We start from the raw sequence: 20883 nt of genomic DNA, 5'->3' as shown, positions 1-20883 counted from the left end.
CGCCCGCCAAACCCCCATGCGACACCCCTCGCGGGCCCCCGCGGCCACCTCTTCCCCCACCCTCCCCCCCCTCCCCCTCCTCCCCCCCCCCCCCCCCCCCCACCCCCCCCCCCCGCCCCCCCCCCCCCCCCCCCCCCCCCCCCCCCCCGCCCGGCCCTTCAGGAAGGTTCCTCCCGCTATGTCCCGACGAATGCTCGCCGCGCTGGCCGCGGCGCTGACCATGCTGGGGCTGGTGGTGCTGCCGGCCTCGGCGTCGCCGCCGCTCCGAGCCGCGGCCCAGACGCTGACCTGGACCTCGGACGAGAACGTCCTCGCGTACACCTCCGCACCCACCACCGCGGTCGCCGGTGAGACCACGATCGTCTTCGAGAACAGCGCGGCGACCGGCAACGACACCGGCATGCTGCACACGCTGACCTTCGACACCTCCACCCCCGGGTACAACCACGACGCCCGGGTCAACATCACCGCCAGCCCGACCGACGCGAACAAGGGCCGCCACGAGCTGACCGTGACGCTGACCCCGGGCAAGTACCGCTACTTCTGCGCGCTGCCGGGGCACAGCTCGATGCAGGGCGAGTTCACCGTCACCGAGGGCGGCGGCGAGGAGGACACCACCCCGCCGGTGGTCACCGCGAAGGTGACCGGTACGCAGGACGCCGACGGCAACTACGTCGGTTCCGCTTCGGTGGAGCTGACCGCCACCGACGACAGCTCCGGCGTCGACGCGGTCGAGTACCAGCTGGACGGCGGTGCCTGGACCCCGTACACCGCGGCCGTTCCGGTGACCGCGGTGGGCGCGCACATGGTCCACTACCGCGCCACGGACAAGGCGGGCAACGCTTCGGAAGAGGGCATGTCCTCGTTCACCGTGGTCGAAGGCGGCGGCGGGGAGGACACCACCCCGCCGGTGGTGACCGCGAAGGTGACCGGGGAGCAGAACGAGAACGGTGAGTACGTCGGCTCGGCTTCGGTGGCGCTGACCGCCACCGACGAGGGTTCGGGCGTGGACAAGGTCGAGTACCAGCTCGACGGCGGGGCGTGGACCGCCTACACCGCACCGGTCGTGGTCTCGACGCCGGGCGCGCACATGCTGCACCACCGCGCGACCGACAAGGCGGGCAACGCCTCCCAGGAGGGCATGGCGCACTTCACCGTGGTCGAGGACGGCCCGGTCGAGGACACCACCCCGCCGGTGGTCGCCGCGGTGATCGAGGGCACGCAGAACTCCGAGGGCGCGTACGTCGGCTCGGCTTCGGTCAAGCTGAACGCCACCGACGAGGGTTCGGGTGTCGACAAGGTCGAGTACCAGCTCGACGGCGGCGCGTGGACCGCCTACACCGCGCCGGTCCCGGTGACCGCGCTCGGCGAGCACACGGTGAAGTTCCGGGCCACGGACAAGGCGGGCAACGCCTCCCAGGAGGGTTCGTCGGCGTTCACCGTCGTCGAGGGCAGCGGGGACGTCGAGCCGCCGAAGACCTCGATGTCGGTGTCCGGCACGCAGAACTCGAACTGGGCCTACGTCGACAAGGCGACGGTCACGCTGACCGCCACCGACACCGGCTCGGGCGTGGACAAGGTCGAGTACCAGCTCGACGGGGCCGCGTGGGCGGTCTACTCGGCTCCGGTGCCGGTGACCGCGGTCGGCACGCACACGGTCAAGTACCGGGCGTCGGACAAGGAAGGCAACGTCGCCGACGAGCGGACCGGCACGTTCAGCGTGGTCAAGGGCGGTTCCGGGCCGGGGCAGGACGTCTGCCCGGACTCCGACCTGCGGGCGACGGTGATCATCGGCGGGATCGACAGCCAGGTGAAGAACGTGGACATCGGCAACGGCTGCACGATCAACGACGTGATCGCGGAGAACGCCGAGTACGCCACGCACACCAAGTTCGTGCGGCACGTGAAGGCGGTGACCAAGGAACTGGTCACCAACGGGGTGCTGACCGGCCCGAACCGGGACCGGATCATCACCGCGGCGATCAACTCCGACGTGGGCATGCAGACGGCCAACGCGGTGTGACCTCCCGGATCATGGGTGCGTGGCGGACCGCTACGCACCCATGATCTGCTGCCAGGCCGCGTGCACCCGGTCCACCGGCGGATTGCTTTCGCTCCCGGCGCCGAAGAAGGCGCACAGGGCGTTCGAATCGGTGTACCAGAGCACGGTGTTGCCGCTGGGGCTGGAGATGTCGTGCGACTTGCCACGCAGCTCGCCGTCGGTCCAGGCCAGTTCGTTGAGCCACTGGGTGCCCGGCAGTTCGAGGAACTCCTGGTTGAGCTGCTGGCAGGTCTGCGCGTCGTCCGAGGACAGGTAGTTCGCGAAGTACGCCGTGCCCTCGACCTCGAACCGGCAGCGCACGTGGTTGCGCGCGCCGTACAGGTCGCCCTGGCTGTTGGTGCCCAGGGCGTTCACGCATTCGCCCGCCTTCTCCACGGCGGGACCGGCGAACGCGATCAGCGGCTCGTCGCCGCGGAAGGCGGCGGGCGCGGGTGGGGTCGATGGCGAAGGCGGGGCGGTGGACCCCGCCGACGAGGCGGCCACGGCCGTGCCGACGATTTCCGGTCGCAGCAGCACCGCCGCGGTCACCGCGCCGGCGGCCAGCAGCACCACCGCGAGCACCGCGGCGATCGCGCCCTTCGGCGGCTTCTTCGCCTCTTCCGGCTGGTACGGCATCGGGGTGGACCGGGGTAGCGGCGGTGGCGGGGGCGACAGGGGCACCGGTGCCGGTCCCAGCGCGCCCAGTGCGACGCTGGTCTCCGGGGAATCGACGATCGTCGGCAGCAATCCCAGCCGCTGGTTGATCAACCGCGCCACCAGCGGCATGCGCGTCGCCCCGCCGACCAGGTGCACGGCGGCCAGCCGCGTGTCGCCGACGGTCTCCGCGAGCAGTTCGACCGCGCGCCGCAGCGCCGGTTCGACCAGGGTCTCCAGTTCCTGCCGGGTCAGGTGCGCGTCCGGCAGCGGGGCCGGGAGCGGGATGTCGGTCTGCGAGTACTGCGACAGCGCCTCCTTGCCCGCCCGCACGTCTTCGGCCAGTGCCCGGGCCGCCCGGCGGCCCGCCGCGTCGTCCGGGCGGACCCGGTCGGCGTGCAGGTGCTCCAGCAGCAGGTGGTCGAGGTCGCGGCCGCCGAAGTCCGGCAGGCCGGCTTCGGCGAGCACGTCCCAGCCGGTGCCGGTGCGCCGCAGCACCGCGACGTCGGTGGTGCCGCCGCCCATGTCGAACACCGCGACCGCCTGCCCCGGCGGCACGTCGGCGGCCTGCGTGGCCGCGGCGACCGGTTCCGCGACCAGCCGCACGTCGCCGTGCCAGCCCGCCTCGCGGGCCGCCGCCAGCAGCACCGCGCGCCGTGAGCTGTACCAGTCGGCGGGGTGGGTGAGCACCACCCGGTCCGCCGACGGCGCTTCGGCGGCGACCCGGCGCAGCACCGCCGCGATCAGCGTGACCACCGGCACGGCGGCGTCGCCGAGCAGCACCTCGCCCTCGTCGATGCGTTCCTTGGGGTGCGGCTCGAACCGCGCCGGGTCGAGCCGGGCGCCCCGCAGCGCTTCCCGGCCGACGACCAGGGTGCCGTCGCGCCCGCGCAGCACCGCGGACGGCAGCACCGGCCACCCGTCGAACAACAGCAGGCGCGCGGGCCCGCCCCCGGTCCGCAGTGCGGCGACCGTGTTGGAGGTCCCGAAGTCGACAGCGAGTTCACGCACGGGCCAGACGGTAATCAGAAGATCGGGTTCACGTGGGCGTTGTGGCCGAATAGCGATCCGCGACCGCGGTGAAGGCCGCCTTGGGCAGGCGCTCGCCGTCACGGGTCACCTTGACCACGCCGAACCCGGCCATGTCGAGGTCGTGCGCCGGATCGGGGTCGTGCGGGAAGTCCGGCATCCAGTAGGTGAACACGAACGCGCCGTGCACCCCCGCGCGCCGGTAGAGGTCGATCAGTTCACCGAGGTGGGCCGCCTGCGTGTGCTCGTCGCGCCGGTGGCCCTTCCGGAGGCGCGGCGGGTCGGTGAACCAGTTGACGATGAGGAACGAGGCCGGGCCGCGCACGTCGGCGCCGGCGTGCGCACCGCAGCCGAATTCGGTGACGACCAGCGGCTTGTCCGCCGCGTCGAGCCGGGCGCGCAGCCGTCGTTCGTAGGCGGTGGGGTCGGTGGCGTCGGTGCCCAGCCGGTAGAGGTTGACGCCGATCAGGTCGAACGGCGTCCAGTCGACGTCCTCCCAGTAACCCGCCGCGTAGGTGAGCGGACCGCTGAACACCCCGCGGGCCACGGCGGCCGAACGGGCCAGGAGGCGGTTGAGCACCCGGGTGGTGCGACCGCGGAAGGGCTTCAGCCACCGCATGAGCACCTGCAGCCGCAGGAACTCCCACCGCCCGGGGATCATGCCCCGCAGCCGCAGGGAGTACTCGCAGCCCACGACCAGGGTGATCCGGCCGGGGTGCTCGGCGAGCAGCGCCTCGGCACCCGCTCCCGTCTCGGCGAGCCAGGCCAGCACCTCGCCGTGCGGGCGGTCGCCGATCTGCGGTTCGAGCCAGACGTCGAGCCCCAGGTCCAGCGCCTGCCGGGCGGCTTCCAGCTGGCGCGCGCTGTCGAACCCGGCCAGCAGCACGGTGGTGCAGTGCAGGTCCTCGCGGATGACCCGCAGGTCCTCGGCCGCGTCCCCGGCCACCGCGTAGGAGATGCCGCGCACGTCCATATAACCAGAGTACGCACTCGGGTTATCCTGGGTGCCGATGCGCACCGTCAACCCCGAGCAGCACGCCCGCAAACGCGCCCGGATCCTCGAGGCCGCGGCGCACGAGTTCGCCGCGGCGGGCGTCGACGGCACCTCGACCGCGGACATCTGCCGCCGCGCCGGCATCGGCTCGGGCACGCTGTTCCACTACTTCCCGACCAAGCGGGACGTCTTCCACGCCCTGTTCGCCGACGACCTGGCCCGAACCGCCGAGGTCTGCGCGGCGGCACTGGCCTCGCCCGACCCGGTCGCCGGGGTGCACCGGGTGGTCGAGCACCTGGTGGCCGACCTGGCCAATCCGCTGGTGCCCGGCTTGATGGCGGCCATCCTGCTCCAGGTCAACCGCGACCCGGAGTTCGCCGAACTGATGGCGTCCGACGAGCGGCGCACCAGGGAAACGCTGGTCGAACTGCTGCGGCGGACGGACACCGGGCGCCTGGCCTTCCCGCCGGAACGGGTGGCCGCCTGGATCCAGCGGGTCGCCGACGCCACCTTCCTCGCCGCCGGTGCCGACGACTTCGACCCGGAGGCGGAACTCGCCGAATTCCGCCGGTTGATCGGCTGGCTGCTCGGCGGTTGAGCCCGAGGGGTCCAGACCGGTGAGCTGCTCCGGTGCCCCACTTGGAGCGCGCTACGGTGCCAAGTTGCCGCTGGCCGGAAGGCGCCGGCTCGGCGATGTGGGTAATTCTGCCGTCCTCATTCTGGACGCACCTTGACCTGGCGCCCGCGACTCGTACCATGCCAACGAAAAGCGATCACCAAGTCGGGCTTCCTCGTCAGAATGAATTAGTGCGTCCGTCTTAAGCGGTCCTACCAGCGGCTTTGCTGTTGACCTCGCTCGTTACGCACCGACCGGGTGAACCAAGTTTCCTTGATGTTGACACACTGTTGACCTACTCGTCAGTAAGTCCCGTTTCGCTGCTCCGGTCGGCTCGGCCGAAACGCCGAAATGGCGGATTGGCCGCCGGCCCCCCGGCGTGCGGAAATATTGCGGCATCGGAAAACCGCCGCTCGGCGCCGGGAAATCTCCCTTGAGAAAGGTTTTTGCTGGATGGACCTCCGTTACGAAGCATTCTGCTTCGCGGATCCGCTGTTCTTCGACGAACAGCGCGACGCCGGCCAGGTGAAAGACGATTTCGCCGCCGTGCTGCCGTCGCCGGGGTCCGGCTGGCGGTCCGGGGAGCGCGGCATCTGGCGCTCGCTCTCCCCCCAAGGCGCGGTTTTGCCTGCTCAGGGCTGGAAGGTCCACGTCTCGGCCGGAATGGCCAACGCCGATCGCGTGCTGCTCGCGGTGGCCGAGTACTGCCTCGCGCACCGCATCGCCTTCAAGCACCTGCGCACCAGGTCGATCCTGCTGGCGCGGAATTCGAAATACGCACCCCGTGACGGCAGTGGAAAACTGCTGACGATTTACCCGCCGGACGAAGAAAGCCTCCGCCGGGTGCTCACCGACCTTTCCGCCGAGCTGAAGGGTGAGACCGGCCCGTACATTCTCAGCGATCTGCGTTACGGCGACGGGCCGCTCTACGCCCGTTACGGCGGCTTCGCCGAGCAGTGGGTGGAGGCCGACGGCACCCGGGTGCTGGCGATCCGCCGTCCGGACGGCACCCTGGTGCCGGACAAGCGCGGGCCGAGCTTCCACGTGCCGGACTGGGTGGAGCTGCCGGAATGCCTGGCGCCCGCACTGGCGGCCCGCAAGGGCGGCGATCCCGCGCAGTTCCCGTACAAGGTGACCAAATCACTGCACTTCTCCAACGGCGGTGGCGTCTACCTGGCGAACCGCCTGTCCGACGACCGCGAACTGGTGCTCAAGGAAGCGCGGCCGCACGCCGGCCTGGACCGCGACCTGGTCGACGCGGTGACCCGCCTCGAACGCGAGCACCGCATCCTCGAACGGCTTGCCGGCATCCCCGGCATCCCCGAGGTCTACGACCGGTTCCAGGTCTGGGAACACCACTTCCTGGCCATGCAGTTCGTGCCGGGCAAGCCGGTCGGTGCCTGGCTGGCCCGCAACTACCCGCTGACCCGGCGGGACGCCACCGAACAGGACCTCGCCGAGTTCACCGAGCGGGCGCTGGCGCTGCTCGACCGGGTGGAGCGGCTGGTGGCCGCGGTGCACGAGCGCGGGGTGATCTTCGGTGACCTGCACGCGCTGAACATCCTGGTCGACGAGGACGACGGGGTGTCGCTGATCGACTTCGAGCTGGCGGCGGGCGTCGAAGAGGAGACCAAGCCCGCGCTCGGTGCCCCCGGTTTCCGGGCCCGCGGCGACCGCACCGGTTTCGAGATCGACGAATACGCGCTCGCCGCCCTCCGGCTGTGGTTGTTCCTGCCGCTCAACACGCTGCTCGAACTGGCCCCGTTCAAGCTCGAGTCGCTGGTGGACTTCATCGAGAGCCGCTTCCCGCTGCCCGAGGGCTACGGCGAGCGCATCCTCCGCGTGCTCACGCCGCGGGGCGACGCCGAGGAGCGGTCCGCGGCCACCCAGCTCGACGAGCCGAAGCCGGACTGGACCGTGGTGCGCAAGTCGATCGCGACCGCCATCCTGGCCAGCGCCACCCCGGACCGCGAAGACCGGCTCTTCCCCGGCGACATCCAGCAGTTCGAGACCGGCGGCCTCGCCTTCGGCTACGGCGCCGCGGGGGTGCTGCACGCCCTGCACGCCTCCGGTGAGGGCCGCTACCCCGAGCACGAGCAGTGGCTGCTCGACGCGCTGCACCGGACCCCGCCCAGCCGCCCCGGTTTCTACGACGGCACGCACGGCATCGCCCACGTGCTGGAGAACTTCGGGTACCACGACCGGGCGATCGAGCTGCTCGAAGCGTCCCGGCCGCTGGTCGAGCAGACCACCGACCACAACCTCGAAGGCGGGCTGGCCGGCATCGGCCTGAACTACCTGCACTTCGCCGGTACCCGGCAGAGCGAGGGCTACCGCCGGGACGCCGAGGGCATCGGCGAACGGCTCGGCACCGCGCTGGCGGCCGACGGCGGTCCGGCGAACTTCGCCAGGGCCGGGCTGCTCAGCGGCTGGTCCGGTCCGGCGCTGCTGTTCGTGCGGCTGTTCGAGGCCACCGGCGAGCAGTCGTGGCTGGACCTCGCGGCCAAGGCGATCGAACGCGACCTCGAAGAGTGCGTGCCCGCCGACGACGGCTCGCTCCAGGTGAACGACGGCGGGAGCCGCACGCTGCCCTACATCGGCATGGGCAGCGCCGGGGTGGCGCTGGTGGCCGAGGAGTTCGCCGCCCACCGCCCGGACGACCCGTGCCTGGAGAAGCTGCCCCGGCTGCTGGACGCCTGCCGCGGCGAGTTCGTCATCCACCCCGGCCTGATGCTCGGCCGGGCGGGGCTGATGGTCACCCTGGCCGCGGAGGCCAGGCGGACCGGGAACCCGGTCGCCAAGGCGGCGGTGGAGCTGCACCTCTCGCGGTTCTCCTGGTACGCGCTGCCGTACCAGGACGGGATCGCCTTCCCCGGCAACCAGCTGCTGCGGTTGTCGATGGACGTCAACACCGGCGGTGCCGGGGTGCTCCTCGCCCTGGCCGCCACCCTCGACGGGCACGGCGCCGTGCTGCCGTTCCTGTCCCACGGACCCCGGTCGAGCACGACCGGCGGATGAACACCCGACGAAAGGATCCACCATGGAGCTCGTTCTGGACCTGCAGGCCATGGAAGACACCGAGGGCGCCCAGTTCGGTGGCGGCAGCGGTGGCGGCGGCGGCTCGAACCTGAGCCTGCTGGCCTCCTGCGACAACAGCACCATCTCGCTGCTGACCTGCCACTGAGCTAGGTCGTAGCACGCCCGGCCCCACCCGGGTCGAGAGGTGAGACGCGGGAGCGGCACAGGCCAAGTGCGCCGCTCCCGCGTCCTTTCATTGAACCGGTCCGGGTCGCCGGGCGGAAGTTTCGTTCGGAAGGTGGGACGCGATGGCGGGAGCGGGTGACCGGCTGCTGGCCGACGTGGCCGGGCAGGACCGCACCCGGCTGGCGCTGATCCTGCTGACCGCGCTCGCCGCCACCACCGCCGGGCTGCTGCTGCCCGGCGCGCTCGCCGCCGCGGTCGACGCCGCCATCTCCGGTCAGCGCAGCTGGCCGCAGGTGCTGGCGCTGCTCGCCCTCGGGGCCGTCGACATCACCGCCGACGTGCTCGGCGGCCTGCTCACCGTCGCCGTCACCAGCACCGCCACGGCGAACCTGCGGCGGCGCCTCACCCGGCGGCTGCTCGGCCTCGGCACCCGCTCGCCGTTCGCCGACGGCGACGCCATCAGCCGGCTCACCGGCGACTGCGTGAGCGCCGGTTCGGTCGCCTCGATCCTGGTGCAGCTGGGCTCGGCGGCCTGCCTGTCCGTCGGCGCCGTCGTGCTGCTGGCGGTGCTCGACTGGCGCCTGGCGCTGGTTTTCCTCGGCAGCGTGCCGATCGCGCTCTGGCTCGCCCGCTCCCACCTGAAGCACACCGCCGACGACGTGCTCACCTACCAGCGCGTGTCCGGTGAGATCTCCGCGCGCCTGCTCGACGCCGTGCGCGGCCTGCGCACCATCACCACTTCCGGGCTCGCCGACCGGGAAACCCACCGCGTGCTGCGGCCGCTGCCCGAACTCGGCCGGGCCGGTTCGGGCATGTGGCAGACCCAGGCGCGGATGATCTGGCGGGCCGCCCTCCTGCTGCCCGCGGCCGAGGTCGCGGTGCTGATCGCCGCCGGGTTCGGCGTGCTCCAGGGCCGCCTGAGCGTCGGCGACGTGCTCGCCGCGCTCGGCTACGTCGCGCTGGGCATGGGCCTGGTCGGGCAGATCCCGCTGCTCACCACGCTCGCCAGGGCACGGGGGTGCGCCCACCGCATCAGCGAGGTGCTCGATTCCCCGCTGCCGCCCCGCGGGAACACCGATGTCCAGCCGGGTCCCGGTGCGGTGGAACTGCGCCGGATCACCGTTCCCGGAGCGCTGCACGAGGTCGGCCTGACCGTTCCCGGTGGCACCTTCCTCGCCGTGGTGGGGAAATCCGGCTCCGGGAAGTCCGCGTTGGTCGGCGTGCTCGGCGGGCTGGTCCAGCCGGAGGACGGGTGCGTGCTGCTCGACGGCGTGTCCACCGGCGACCTGCGTCCCGAGGTGCTGCGGCACCACGTGGCGTATGCGTTCGAGCGGCCCGCGTTGCTCGGGGACACCGTGGCCGACGCGGTTTCGTACGGCACCTGGGCCGGGGAGGTCGCCGTGCGCAACGCCTGCCGGACCGCGCAGGTGCACGACCTGGTGGTGCGCCTGCCCGGCGGCTACCGGACGCCGCTGTCGGAGACCCCGTTGTCCGGCGGGGAAGCGCAGCGGCTCGGACTGGCTCGCGCGATCGTGCGGAATCCGCGCGTGCTGGTCCTCGACGACGCCACGGCCAGCCTGGACACGGTCACCGAAGTCCGCGTGGACGAAGCCATCGAGAACGCCCTGCCCGGCCGCACGAGGGTGGTGGTCACCCATCGCGCCGGCACCGCCGCCCGCGCGGATCTGGTGGCGTGGCTGGAGAACGGGCGGCTGCGCGGAGTCGGCCCGCACGACGTGCTGTGGCGGGAACCCGGGTACCGCGCGGTTTTCACCGAGGACGGCGAATGAGCGTTTCCCGGCTCTACTGGTCTTCGCTCGGCGGGCAGTGGCGGGGCGGGCTGGTCCTGTTCGGCTGCTCGATCCTCGAATCGGTGCCCGCGTTCCTGTCCGGGCGGCTGGTCGCGCTGGCGGTGGACCGCGGTTTCGCGGCGGGCGCGCCGTGGACCGGGGTGCTGTGGCTGCTGGTGTTCGCGCTGGTCGCGGTGGCCGGTGCACTCGGTTCACGACTGGTCTGGCGGCAGCTCGGCACGGTCATCGAGCCGATCCGCGACGCACTGGTCACCGCCGTGGTCGGCGGGGTCCTGCGCAACGGCGCCACCAGCCGGAACGCCCCCGACGCCAGTGGGGTCGCCCGGATCACCCAGCACGTGGAGGTCATCCGCGACGCCACCGCCGGACTGCTGGTGCAGGCCCGCGGCATGCTGGTGACCACGGTCGCCGCGCTGGCCGGGTTGTTCACCGTGGCGGGCGGGCTGGCCTGGCTGGTGGCGATCCCGGTGCTCAGCGCGCTGGCGTTGTTCGCCTGCCTGCTGCCCGCGCTCGCGTCCCGGCAGCGCGCGGTGGCCGTGGCCGACGAGCGCACCGCCGAAGTCGCCGGCGGGGTGCTGGCCGGGATGCGGGACGTGGTGGCCTGCGGGGCCGAGCTGACCGCCGGGATGGCCGTGTTCGACGCCGTCGACGAGCAGGCGAAGGCGGCGGTGCGCATGGCGCAGGCCACCGCGATGCGCACGCTGGTCATCGCGATCGGCGGCTTCTCCCCGCTGGTGCTGGTGTTGCTCAACGCCCCCGGCATGGTGGCCGCCGGTGAGCTGACCGCGGGCGCCGCGCTCGGTTCGCTGGTCTACCTCGCCACCACCATGCAGCCCGCGTTGCAGGGCCTGGCGTCCACCGCCAGCACGGTGGTGCTGCGCCTGCTGGTGGCGTTGCGCCGACTGTCCGAAGTGGCCACCGAGCCACCGCCGCCCGGGGGTGAGGCCGAACCGCCGGACCCGGCGATTTCCGTGCGGGGCTTGACCTTCGGCTGGGGCGAGCACGCCGAACCGGTGGTGCGCGGGCTGGACCTTGACCTCGCAGCAGGCGAGCACCTCGCGGTGGTCGGCCCCAGCGGGATCGGCAAGTCGACCCTGGCGGGCCTGCTCACCGGGCAGCTCGAACCGCAGGCGGGCGTGGTCCGGCTCGGCGGTGTGCCGGTGCGGTCGGTGAAACCCGGGGCGCTGCACCGGATGGTCGCGCTGATCCCGCAGGAAGCCTACGTCTTCGCCGGCACCGTGCGGGAAAACCTGGCGCTGCTGGCGCCGGACGCCACCGACGAGCGGCTGCACGAGGCCGTGCACGCGGTCGGCGCCGGTGACCTGGTGGAGCGGCTCGGCGGGCTGTCCGGGGAAATCGGCCACGCCGCCGAAGGGCTCTCCGCCGGGCAGGCGCAGTTGCTCGGGCTCGCCAGGGTGTACGCCAGCGAGGCCGAGGTGATCATCCTGGACGAGGCGACCGCGCACCTCGACCCGGCCGCCGAAGCCCACGCGGAACGCGCTTTCGCCGCCAGGGGCGGCATCCTGGTGGTCATCGCGCACCGGCTCAGTTCGGCGCTGCGGGCGTCCAGGCTGCTGGTGATGGACGGCGACCACACCCTGCTCGGCACGCACGAAGGACTGCTGGCCGAGTCTGCCAGGTACGCCGGGATGATGCGGGCGTGGACCGGCACACCGGTGCGGGTGCGGGCCTCGTAACCTACGCACCGTGACAGCGGAAACGGACGGTAACCCCTTCGACGGCGGTGTCAGCTGGGACCGCCGCGGCGAGCACTGGGTCGGCGTGTTCCACCCGGGTTACCTCAGCCTGTTCCGCGAGCACGTCGCCACGCTGCGCGGGATCGTCCGCGGCCGGCTCGACCAGCACGCCGCCGGGGTGGCCGAGCGCGAACCGGACCCCCGCGTCTCGGCGATCCTCCGGCTGCGCGGCGGCAACGGGTTGTCCGAGCTGGAAATCCTGTTCCCGGTGGTCAACCGGCTCGCCGAGGTCGAGGCCGAGGTGCCGGAAAGCGGTGGGGTGGTGGAACTGACCGGCTGGGAGGACCGGTACCGCTGGGGTTCGGCCGCGCTCGACGTCTGCATCGCCATCACCGAGTGGGTGCAGCGCTGGTCGCGCGGCGAGGAGGTGGACGGGGTGCGCTGCCCGGACCCGGCCGCCCTGGTGCTCTGGAGCAGGCAGTGCGAATGGCTCAACGAGCACATCGTGGTGCCGCTGCGCCCGCTGGTGGATCCGGCGCCCGAGCACTGAACCCTCTTGTTACTCACCAGTAAGACTGGCACAATTTCCTCGCTCGACCACCGCCGAATACCGGTACGATGACCCGGCTCGGGCGGAGCGAAGGGTGGCACGCCGCATGGGGTTGACCGTTGCGCGCACGGTGGTGCGCCTCCTGGCCGAGGCCGGGGTGCGGCGTGCGTACGCGGTTCCCGGCGAGTCCGTCGTCGACCTGCTCGACGCGTTGCAGGTGGAACCCCGGCTGAACCTGGTTTCCGCCCGTCACGAAGCCGGTGCCGCGTTCATGGCCGACGCCGACGGCAAGCTCTGCGGCACCCCCGGCGTGGCCGTGGCGGGCAACGGCCCCGGCGCGGCGAGCATGGCCGCCGCGGTGCACACCGCCTTCCAGGACGAGACGCCGATGGTGGTGCTGCTCGGCCAGGTGCCCTCCGGCGACCTCGGCGAGGAGACCTTCGGCGAGGTCGACCTGGTCCGGGTGTACGCGCCGCTGGCGAAGTGGACCGCGCAGGCGACCACCGCGGACGAGGTGCCCGGCCTGCTGGCCGAAGCGCTGCACGCGGTGAACACCGGCCGCCAGGGACCCGCCGTGCTCTCGGTGCCCGCCGACTTCTGGGCCCGCCCGTTCGAAAGCGTGGTGCAGCGGCCCGCCGAAGCGGCCGTGCCGCCGGGCTCGCTGGAACGCCTGGCGGGCGAGGTGGCCCGGCTGGTCGACGACGCGCGGTACCCGGTGGTCATCGCCGGTGGTGGCGTGCGGCTGGCCCGCAAGCAGCTGATCGACGCGGTGGAGCACCTCGGGCTGGCCGTCTACACCGCCTACCGCAGGCAGGACGCCTTCCCGGAGAACCACCCGAACTACGCCGGCCACCTCGGGCACGGCGTGCCGGACGAGCAGCTGCGCGCGCTGGAGCAGGCCGACCTGGTGCTGGCGCTGGGCACCCGGCTGGACGAGGTGACCACCCAGCGGTACCGCTACCCGGCCTACACGCAGCCGCTGGTGATGGTCGGCGGCGGCCGCCCCGGCCCGCGGCGGCGCGGGCTCACCTTCCACGTGGACACCGACGTGGCCCGGTTCCTCAGCGAGCTGCGGCAGGCCGCCGCGCCCCGCAAGCGCAACTGGACGGTGGCCAACCAGGCGGTCCGGGAGTTCATGCGGCCACCGCAGCGCGGTGCGTCCGGTCCGGTGCACCCGGCCGACGTGGTGCGCTCGCTGCGCCAGCTGGCCCCCGAGGACACCGTGGTGACCAGCGACGCGGGCGGTTTCGCCGCGTTCGTGCACCGGTACTGGTGCTTCACCCAGCCGCGGACGCAACTCGGCCCGTGCAACGGCGCGATGGGCTACGCGGTGCCCGCCGCGGTGGCGGCGAAGCTGGCCGAACCGCACCGGACCGTGGTGGCCATGGTCGGCGACGGCGGTGCGCTGATGACCGGGCAGGAGATCGAGACCGCGGTGCGGCACCGGGCCCCGGTGATCGTGGTGGTCTTCCAGAACGGGCTCTACGGCGCGATCGCCGCGCACCAGGCGCGGTTGCACGGCCGGTTGTCCTCGGTGGCCGTCGGCACGGTGGATTTCGCCTCCTGGGCGAGGGGGCTCGGCGCGGCCGGGTACACCGTGAACGACCAGGAGGAGCTGGAACCGGCGCTGGCCAGCGCGTTGATGCGGCAGCGGCCGTGCGTGGTCGACGTGCGCACCGATCCCGACGTGATCGCCCCCGACCAGCGGCTGAGCAGCATGCTCCGGTCGAGGCTGGAGAGCTGACGTTTCACCGACCGGATTTTGTCGGTGAGCCGTGGCAGAATCGGCGCCACACGGACCGAGCGCGGGGGTCCGCGAGAGAGGTGGCGAAAACATGGGGAACGAAGCAGCGGGGCGTCCGGCCCTGGCGTCCGGGGTGGCGCCGGTGGCCTTCAGCAACACCGAGGCGCCGGAGCCGATCAAGTCGATGACCAGTGCGGCCGACCGGGACGCGGTGACCAGGTCCCCGTTCTCGGCCGAGGCGGCCGCCGCGTCCGCCGGTACCGGGGAGTAGGGTCGGGGAGATCACCCGGACGGGCTGATCGCTGGCGGACCGCCCCGGTTGTGTGCTTTACTTTCGGTGGTCTCAAGCTTTTGTGTTCGTGCTGGGTGCTGACACCCGTTCTCTCAGCCACGCTCGCAAGGTTTAGCGGGCGTAGTGCGTTCCCGGTGGGGAAGCAAACCGATCCGTTTTGACCCGAGGTGCCGACCTGGCTCCTCGTTTGTTTTTACGCATGGAGATTTTTTATATGACTCAGGGCACCGTGAAGTGGTTCAACTCCGAGAAGGGGTTCGGCTTCATCACTCCCGACAACGGCGGCGGCGACGTCTTCGTTCACTACTCGGAGATCCAGGGCAACGGCTTCCGCACGCTGGAGGAGAACGCTCGCGTCGAGTTCGAGATCGGCCAGGGCCAGAAGGGCCCGCAGGCGACCTCGGTCAACCTCATCTGAGTTCGACCCCTCAGCTCTTCGTCGAAGGGGCCGTCACCGTGCTACCGGTGGCGGCCCCTTCGCCGTTTCTCCCTGCTTCTCCACCCCATCTCCACCCGAGGACGGGTTCCGCGGGGCCGTGCCCGGCTTAGGCTGACCGGGTGCGCAAATCCGGCGGCATCGCCCCCTCCTGGGTGGTGGTCCAGGCGCTCGGCACCGTGCTGATCGCCTTCTTCCTGGTGGTCTCCGACGACCGGGACCCGTGGATCTGGGCCGGGTACGCGTTCTCGGCCGCGACCTGGCTGGTCTTCGTGGCCACGCTGGGCCGCCGCCCCCGGCTGGCCGTGCCGATGCTGATCGCCGCCACCCTCACCGCCGCCGCGCTCGCCGGACCGGCCGTCGGGGTGACTGCGACGATCATCACCCTGATCACCGTCGGCCGCTTCGCCGGGCTCACCTCGGCGAGCGGCAGGCTGATCGGCGTGGTGGTCGCGCTCGACCTGGTGCTGGTGTGCGGTGGCTGCGTGCTCTGGGCGCGCTCGGCCTGGGACACCGGCGGCGCCACCGCCGCGGTGGTCGTCTCCGCGTTGTGCGGGCTGAACCGCCGCCAGACCGATCTCCGGGTCGCGCAGACCGAGCAACTGCTCGAACAGACCCGCCGCGCGCACGCCGAACACGCCAGGGCCGCGGCGCTGGACGAACGCACCCGCATCGCCAGGGAGATCCACGACGTGCTCGCGCACTCCCTCGGCGCGCTGGGCGTGCAGCTCGAACTGGCGGAGGCGCTGCTGGCCGAACGCGACGACCGGGAGGCCGCGCTGCTCACCATCCGCCGGTCGCGGCGGCTGGCGGTGGACGGCCTCGGCGAGGCCCGCGAGGCGGTGGCCGCGTTGCGGCAGGACCTGCCGTCGCTGCCGGAGGCGGTGACCCGGCTGGTCGAGGTGCACCGGCGCGACCGCGGGCCGGTCGACCTGGACCTGCGGGGGACGGTGGTCGCGGTGCCGTCGGTGGCGGCCGTGGCGTTGACCGCGGTCGCCCGCGAGGCGCTGACCAACGCTGCCCGGCACGCCCCCGGCAACCCGGTCGAGGTGCGGTTGTGCGCCGGTGACCAGGGCGTTCGCCTGGAGGTGTCGAACCGGATGCCGACCGCACCGACCCGCGGTCACGGCTTCGGCCTGACCGGGATGCGCGAGCGGCTGGAGCTGGCGGGTGGCACGCTGGAGGCGGGACCGGACGGGGGAGACCGATGGCTGGTGACGGCGGAACTGCGCCGGTGATCAGGGTGCTGGTGGCCGACGACCAGCAGGCCGTGCGCGAGGGACTGGCCGCCCTGCTCGGCATGGCCGCCGATGTGGTGGTCACCGGCACCGCCGCGAACGGCCGCCAGGTGCTCGACCTGCTCGACGGCGGCACCGAGGCGGACGTGGTGCTGATGGACCTGCGGATGCCGGTGCTCGACGGCGTGCAGACCACCACCCGGCTCACCGCCGAGCACCCCGGCGTCGCCGTGGTGGTGCTGACCACCTACGCCGACGACGAGTCCATCGCGGGCGCGTTGCGGGCCGGGGCCCGCGGTTACCTGACCAAGGACGCCGGCCGGGTGGAGATCGCCTCGGCGCTGCGCTGCGCGGTCGCCGGGCAGTCGGCCTTCGACCCGGCGGTGACCCGGCGGCTGGTCGAGGCGTTCGAATCGGGCCCGCCGGTCTCGCGCGTGCCACCGGACCGGCTGACCGCCCGCGAAGCCGAGGTGCTCGGCCTGATCGGCGGCGGGCTGACCAACGCCGAGATCGCGGCGAAGCTGTTCATCGGCGAAACCACGGTGAAAACGCACATCAACAACGCCTTCGCCAAGATCGGCGTGCGCAATCGCGCGGAAGCGGTGCGCTATGCCTATCGGCACGAGCTGGCCTGATTTCGATTCGGTGGTGGCCAGCAGGTCGGTGGTCGGAGTCGCGGTATCTCCTATACGTTCATGCCCGGAACGCCAGGAGGGGTGGAGGATTCCCAGATGAGCAGCACCGGCAGCACCGGCGGCGTGGCGGCGCCCGCCCGGCCACCCAGCTCCGGGCCGCAGCGCGGGCCCGGCGCCGAGCCGCCACCTCCTCCGGACGGCGAGGCGCGCACCGGGCTCGCCGGCCTCTTCTCCCTGCCGGGTGTCGCCGTGCGCGCCGTGGTCCGGTCGGCGGCCACCACCCCGGGCAGGCTGTCCGTGATCGCCGTCGGCCTGGTGCTGCTCGCGTTGATCACCGGCATCATCGGCGCGATCTCGGTGCAGGGCAAGAAGGACACCATCAACGAGCTGATCGACCACCGGGAACCCCTGGCGGTGGCGGCGCAGCAGGTGTACCGCTCGCTTTCGGACGCCGACGCCACCGCCGCGAGCGCGTTCCTGGCCACCGGCACCGAGCCGCCCGCCCTGCGCTCGCGGTACGAGCGGGACGTGGCCGAAGCCGGGTCGGCGCTGGCGAAGGCGGCCTCGGACTCGGGTGGGGTGCCCGAGGCGGCGGCCCAGGTGGACGTGATCAACCAGCAGTTCCCGGTCTACACCGGGCTGATCGAGACGGCCCGCGCGAACAACCGCCAGGGCTTCCCGGCCGGTGCCTCCTACCTGCGTGAGGCGTCCGAGCTGATGCGGACGAAGATCCTGCCCGCCGCGGCGGACCTGTACCGCATCGACACCGAGCGGCTGATGGCCGAGCAGGACGACGCCACCGACGTGCCGTGGGTGGCCGGTGTGCTGGTGCTCGCGCTGCTCGGCGCGCTGGTCGCCACCCAGGTCCACCTCAAGCGCCGGACGAACCGCGTGCTCAACGTCGGCCTGCTGGTGGCCACCGGTGCGGTGGTGCTCACCCTGCTCTGGAGCGCGGTGGCGCTGGTGCTGCAGGGCATCGCGGTCGGCAGCGGCAGCGAGGCGGGCACCCGCCAGGTGGACCTCGCGGTGCAGGCGCGGATCGCCGCGCAGCAGGCCCGCGCCGACGAGACGCTGACCCTGGTCGCGCGCGGTGACGGCGCCAAGTACGAGAAGGAGTTCACCGAGCTGGCCACGAAGATGGTCGGCGAGGACCGCAGGGGCGGGCTGCTCGGTGAACTGCGCGCGCTGGCCGCCGACGCGGGCAACACCGAGCAGATCGACCGGGCGATCGGCGAAGCCGGTGTCTGGCTGGACGCCCACCGCAAGGTCCGGGAGAACGACGACAGCGGCAAGTACGCCGAAGCCGTCAGCCTGGCCATCGACGAGCGGGTCAACGGCGGTTCCACCGGGGCGTTCCTGCGCATGGACGAGAGCCTGGTCGCGGTGATCCGGGACGGCAGGCAGGAGTTCGTCGACGAGACCTCGGCCGCCGACAGCGCGCTGACCCTGCTGGCGCCCGGCGTCGCGGTGCTCGCGGTGGTCGCCGCGGCCGGGGCGACGATGGGGATCCGGGAAAGGCTGATGGAGTACCGATGACACGCACCAGGACCGCACTCGCCCTGTTGGCCGCGGGGGCTCTGCTCGCCGGTTGTGGTGGCGGGGGCACGCCGGTCGAACCCGCGCCCATCGCGTCGGCCGAGCGGCCCCGCCCGGCGAACGTGGTGGAGGGCGCCGAACCGCCGCTGGGCCCCAAGGGCGAGGACTGCAACGCCACGGCCAGCCTCCGGCCGGAGGGGCTCGGCATGCCCGCCGGTTCGACCATGGACAAGATCAAGCAGCGCGGGCAGCTGATCGTCGGCGTCGACCAGACCACTTATCTGTTCGGCTTCCGCAACCCGACCAGCGGTGAGCTCGAAGGCTTCGACATCGACATCGCGAACGAGGTGGCGAAGGCCATCTTCGGTGGTGCCTGGCGTTCGCACATCCAGTACCGGGCGATCTCCTCGGCGCAGCGGGTCGACCTGCTGAAGGAGGGCGCGGTCGACATCGTGGTGCGGACCTTCAGCATCACCTGCGACCGGCTCAAGGAGGTCGGTTTCTCGTCGGTCTACTACACCGCCGGGCAGCGGTTGCTGGCGCCGAAGAACGCCAACGTCCGGAGCATGGCCGACCTGGCGGGCAAGCGCGTGTGCGCCACCGCCACGTCGACCTCGTCGAAGGAGATCGCCGCCGACCCGGCGAACCCGGTGCTGGTCACCGTGGAGAACTGGTCGGACTGCGTGGTCCTGCTCCAGCAGAACCAGGTGGACGCGATCTCCACCGACGACACCATCCTGGCGGGCATGGCCGAACAGGACCCGACCACCGAGGTGGTGGGGGAGCCGTTCACCGTGGAGTCGTACGGCATCGGGGTGCCGAAGCAGAACACCGACATGATCAAGTTCGTGAACGCGGTGCTGGACACCGTGCGGGGCGGGCCGTGGCAGGAGAGCTACAACCGGTGGCTGTCGGAGAGCCTCGGCCCGGCCAGCCCGCCGCAGCCCACGTACCGTTGATTCCCGTGTCCTAAGTGGACGAATCGGGGATGGCTGGTGCCCGGTCGGGGCCGATGGCGTCCGGCCCGCCGGGTGCGGCGACCTGCCCGGTTCGGCGCTGTGAGCCACTGAGCGGGTGGGGACCATCTAGGATCGGCTGGGAGATCCGCGGTCGCTTGGAGGTACGCAGTGTCGGAGGAGCCACGCCGCCCGAGGCACGCCGCGCCGGACGACCCCGGCCGCGGCTGGACCGAGCCTCCCACCGACGACCGCTCCGCCAACGAGCGCGGTGGTGGCCGGGCCGAGCGCCCCGATGAGTCCCGCGGGGGCGGGAGTGAGCACCCCGATGAGCTTCGACGTGGCCGGAGTGAGCGCCCCGCCGACGAGCCTCGCCGTGACCGGGCCGAGCGTCCCGCCGACGAGTCCGGCGGTGGCTGGGCCGAGGGTCCCGTCGACGAGCTTCGCCGTGGCCGGGCCGAGCGTCCCGTCGACGAGTCTCGCCGGGACCGGGCCGAGCGTCCCGCCGACGAGTCCGGCGGTGGCTGGGCCGAGCCCTCCGCCGACGAACCCGGCACCGGCTGGCGGCTCTCCCCGAACGTCCTCGGCGGCGAGGAGCAGGCCGACCGCACCGGGCACCAGCGCCGCCCGGCGCCGGACCAGCCGACCCTCCAGGACCTCCGCCCGGTGCGGCAGCCACCGCCGGGCCCCCCGAGCCAGCCGTTCCCCGCGCCGCACCCGGGCCAGGCGCCGCAAGGCCCCTCGAACCAGGTGGGCCAGCTGTTCCAGCCGGGTCAGGGCGCGCCGAGCCAACCGCTCCACCCGGGCCAGAGCCCCTCGGGGCAGCCATTCCAGGGACCGCCGAGCCAGGGCCCTTCGAGCCAGCCGTTTCCAGCGGGGCAGGACCCGTCAAGCCAGCCTTTCCCGGCCGGGCAAGCCTCGGGCCAGGTGCCGCAGGGCCCGCCGAGCCAGCCCTTCCCGGCACAGCCGAGCCAACCGCCGCACGGCCAGCCCAGCCAGCCCCTCCAAGCAGGCCAGGGGCAGTCGAGCCAGTCCGTTCAGCCGGGCCAGGGTCCATCGAGCCAGCCGCTTCCAGCGGGGCAGGGCTCATCGAGCCAATCGCTCCAGGCAGGCCCATCGAGCCAGCCTTTCCTGCCGGGTCAGGGTTCGTCGAGCCAGTCGCTTCAGGCGGGTTCGTCGAGTCAGTCCTTTCCGCCGGGTCAGGGTCCTTCGAGCCAGTCGCTTCAGGCAGGCCCATCGAGCCAGTCTCTCCAGCCGGGCCAAGGTCCGGCAAGCCAACCGCTTCAAGCGGGCCCGTCGAGTCAGTCCTTCCCGCCGGGTCAGGGCCCGTCGAGTCAGTCTCTCCAGTCGGGTCAGGGTCCTTCGGGCCAGGTGCCGCAGGGCCCGCCGAGCCAGCCGCTCCAGGCAGGCTCCGCCAGCCAGCCCTTCCAGCCGAACCAGGGCCCGCCCA

17 protein-coding genes are annotated in these 20883 nt (G+C 72.4%); 14 read left to right on the top strand and 3 right to left on the bottom strand.

The genetic code is table 11. The features are described 5' to 3' along the window. Positions 1–178 precede the first annotated feature (178 nt). Positions 179–2023, top strand: coding sequence for an OmpL47-type beta-barrel domain-containing protein (locus AC07EG_RS14300; RefSeq protein ID WP_478253511.1), 1845 nt, complete (start codon positions 179–181; stop codon positions 2021–2023). A gap of 30 nt (positions 2024–2053) precedes the next feature. Here AC07EG_RS14300 and AC07EG_RS14295 read toward each other — a convergent pair whose 3' ends face one another. Beyond that, entirely contained in the window at positions 2054–3706 is a 1653-nt protein-coding gene (locus AC07EG_RS14295; protein ID WP_478253509.1) for an Hsp70 family protein, read from the bottom strand. Positions 3707–3734: 28 nt separating this feature from the next. Then, entirely contained in the window at positions 3735–4697 is a 963-nt protein-coding gene (locus tag AC07EG_RS14290; protein ID WP_478253508.1) for a hypothetical protein, read from the bottom strand. A gap of 37 nt (positions 4698–4734) precedes the next feature. Between AC07EG_RS14290 and AC07EG_RS14285 the strand changes: the two genes are divergently transcribed. The 13 genes from AC07EG_RS14285 (at position 4735) to AC07EG_RS14225 (ending at position 19436) form a co-directional block, all read left to right on the top strand. Then, positions 4735–5316, top strand: a complete 582-nt coding sequence (locus tag AC07EG_RS14285) for a TetR/AcrR family transcriptional regulator (RefSeq protein ID WP_478253506.1) — start codon at positions 4735–4737, stop codon at positions 5314–5316. A gap of 471 nt (positions 5317–5787) precedes the next feature. Further along, positions 5788–8352, top strand: coding sequence for a class III lanthionine synthetase LanKC (gene lanKC / locus AC07EG_RS14280; RefSeq protein WP_478253505.1), 2565 nt, complete (start codon positions 5788–5790; stop codon positions 8350–8352). A gap of 22 nt (positions 8353–8374) precedes the next feature. Continuing rightward, on the top strand, positions 8375–8518 hold the full coding sequence (locus tag AC07EG_RS14275) for a SapB/AmfS family lanthipeptide (RefSeq protein WP_478253504.1): 144 nt from the start codon (positions 8375–8377) through the stop codon (positions 8516–8518). Between the two features lie 142 nt (positions 8519–8660). After that, positions 8661–10328: an ABC transporter ATP-binding protein gene (locus tag AC07EG_RS14270; RefSeq protein WP_478253503.1), complete on the top strand. Its 1668-nt coding sequence runs from the start codon at positions 8661–8663 to the stop codon at positions 10326–10328. Then, complete coding sequence (locus AC07EG_RS14265) at positions 10325–12046, top strand: ABC transporter ATP-binding protein (RefSeq protein ID WP_478253502.1); 1722 nt, start codon at positions 10325–10327, stop codon at positions 12044–12046. The genes AC07EG_RS14270 and AC07EG_RS14265 overlap by 4 nt, the downstream gene beginning before the upstream one ends. Before the next feature lie 10 nt (positions 12047–12056). After that, a complete protein-coding gene (locus AC07EG_RS14260) occupies positions 12057–12596 on the top strand; it encodes a hypothetical protein (protein WP_478253501.1) in 540 nt (179 codons plus the stop codon). A 106-nt stretch (positions 12597–12702) separates the two neighbouring features. Then, positions 12703–14340 carry a thiamine pyrophosphate-dependent enzyme gene (locus tag AC07EG_RS14255; RefSeq protein ID WP_478253500.1) on the top strand — a complete coding sequence of 546 codons (1638 nt, stop codon included), beginning with the start codon at positions 12703–12705 and terminating at the stop codon, positions 14338–14340. A 91-nt stretch (positions 14341–14431) separates the two neighbouring features. Further along, positions 14432–14611, top strand: a complete 180-nt coding sequence (locus tag AC07EG_RS14250; protein ID WP_478253499.1) for a hypothetical protein — start codon at positions 14432–14434, stop codon at positions 14609–14611. A 235-nt stretch (positions 14612–14846) separates the two neighbouring features. Further along, entirely contained in the window at positions 14847–15050 is a 204-nt protein-coding gene (locus AC07EG_RS14245; protein ID WP_153036265.1) for a cold-shock protein, read from the top strand. A 140-nt stretch (positions 15051–15190) separates the two neighbouring features. Then, positions 15191–16306 carry a sensor histidine kinase gene (locus tag AC07EG_RS14240; protein ID WP_478253498.1) on the top strand — a complete coding sequence of 372 codons (1116 nt, stop codon included), beginning with the start codon at positions 15191–15193 and terminating at the stop codon, positions 16304–16306. Continuing rightward, entirely contained in the window at positions 16303–16941 is a 639-nt protein-coding gene (locus AC07EG_RS14235; RefSeq protein WP_478253497.1) for a response regulator, read from the top strand. The genes AC07EG_RS14240 and AC07EG_RS14235 overlap by 4 nt, the downstream gene beginning before the upstream one ends. Positions 16942–17037: 96 nt before the next feature. After that, entirely contained in the window at positions 17038–18477 is a 1440-nt protein-coding gene (locus tag AC07EG_RS14230; protein ID WP_478253496.1) for a hypothetical protein, read from the top strand. Continuing rightward, entirely contained in the window at positions 18474–19436 is a 963-nt protein-coding gene (locus tag AC07EG_RS14225; protein WP_478253495.1) for a glutamate ABC transporter substrate-binding protein, read from the top strand. The genes AC07EG_RS14230 and AC07EG_RS14225 overlap by 4 nt, the downstream gene beginning before the upstream one ends. Positions 19437–19562: 126 nt before the next feature. Here the strand turns inward: AC07EG_RS14225 and AC07EG_RS14220 are convergent, their stop codons facing one another. Next, entirely contained in the window at positions 19563–20225 is a 663-nt protein-coding gene (locus tag AC07EG_RS14220) for a hypothetical protein (protein ID WP_478253494.1), read from the bottom strand. Positions 20226–20883 lie beyond the last annotated feature (658 nt).

Source organism: Amycolatopsis sp. NPDC045836 (genome assembly GCF_056431745.1).
This window is presented reverse-complemented; position numbering and strand designations above follow the sequence as displayed.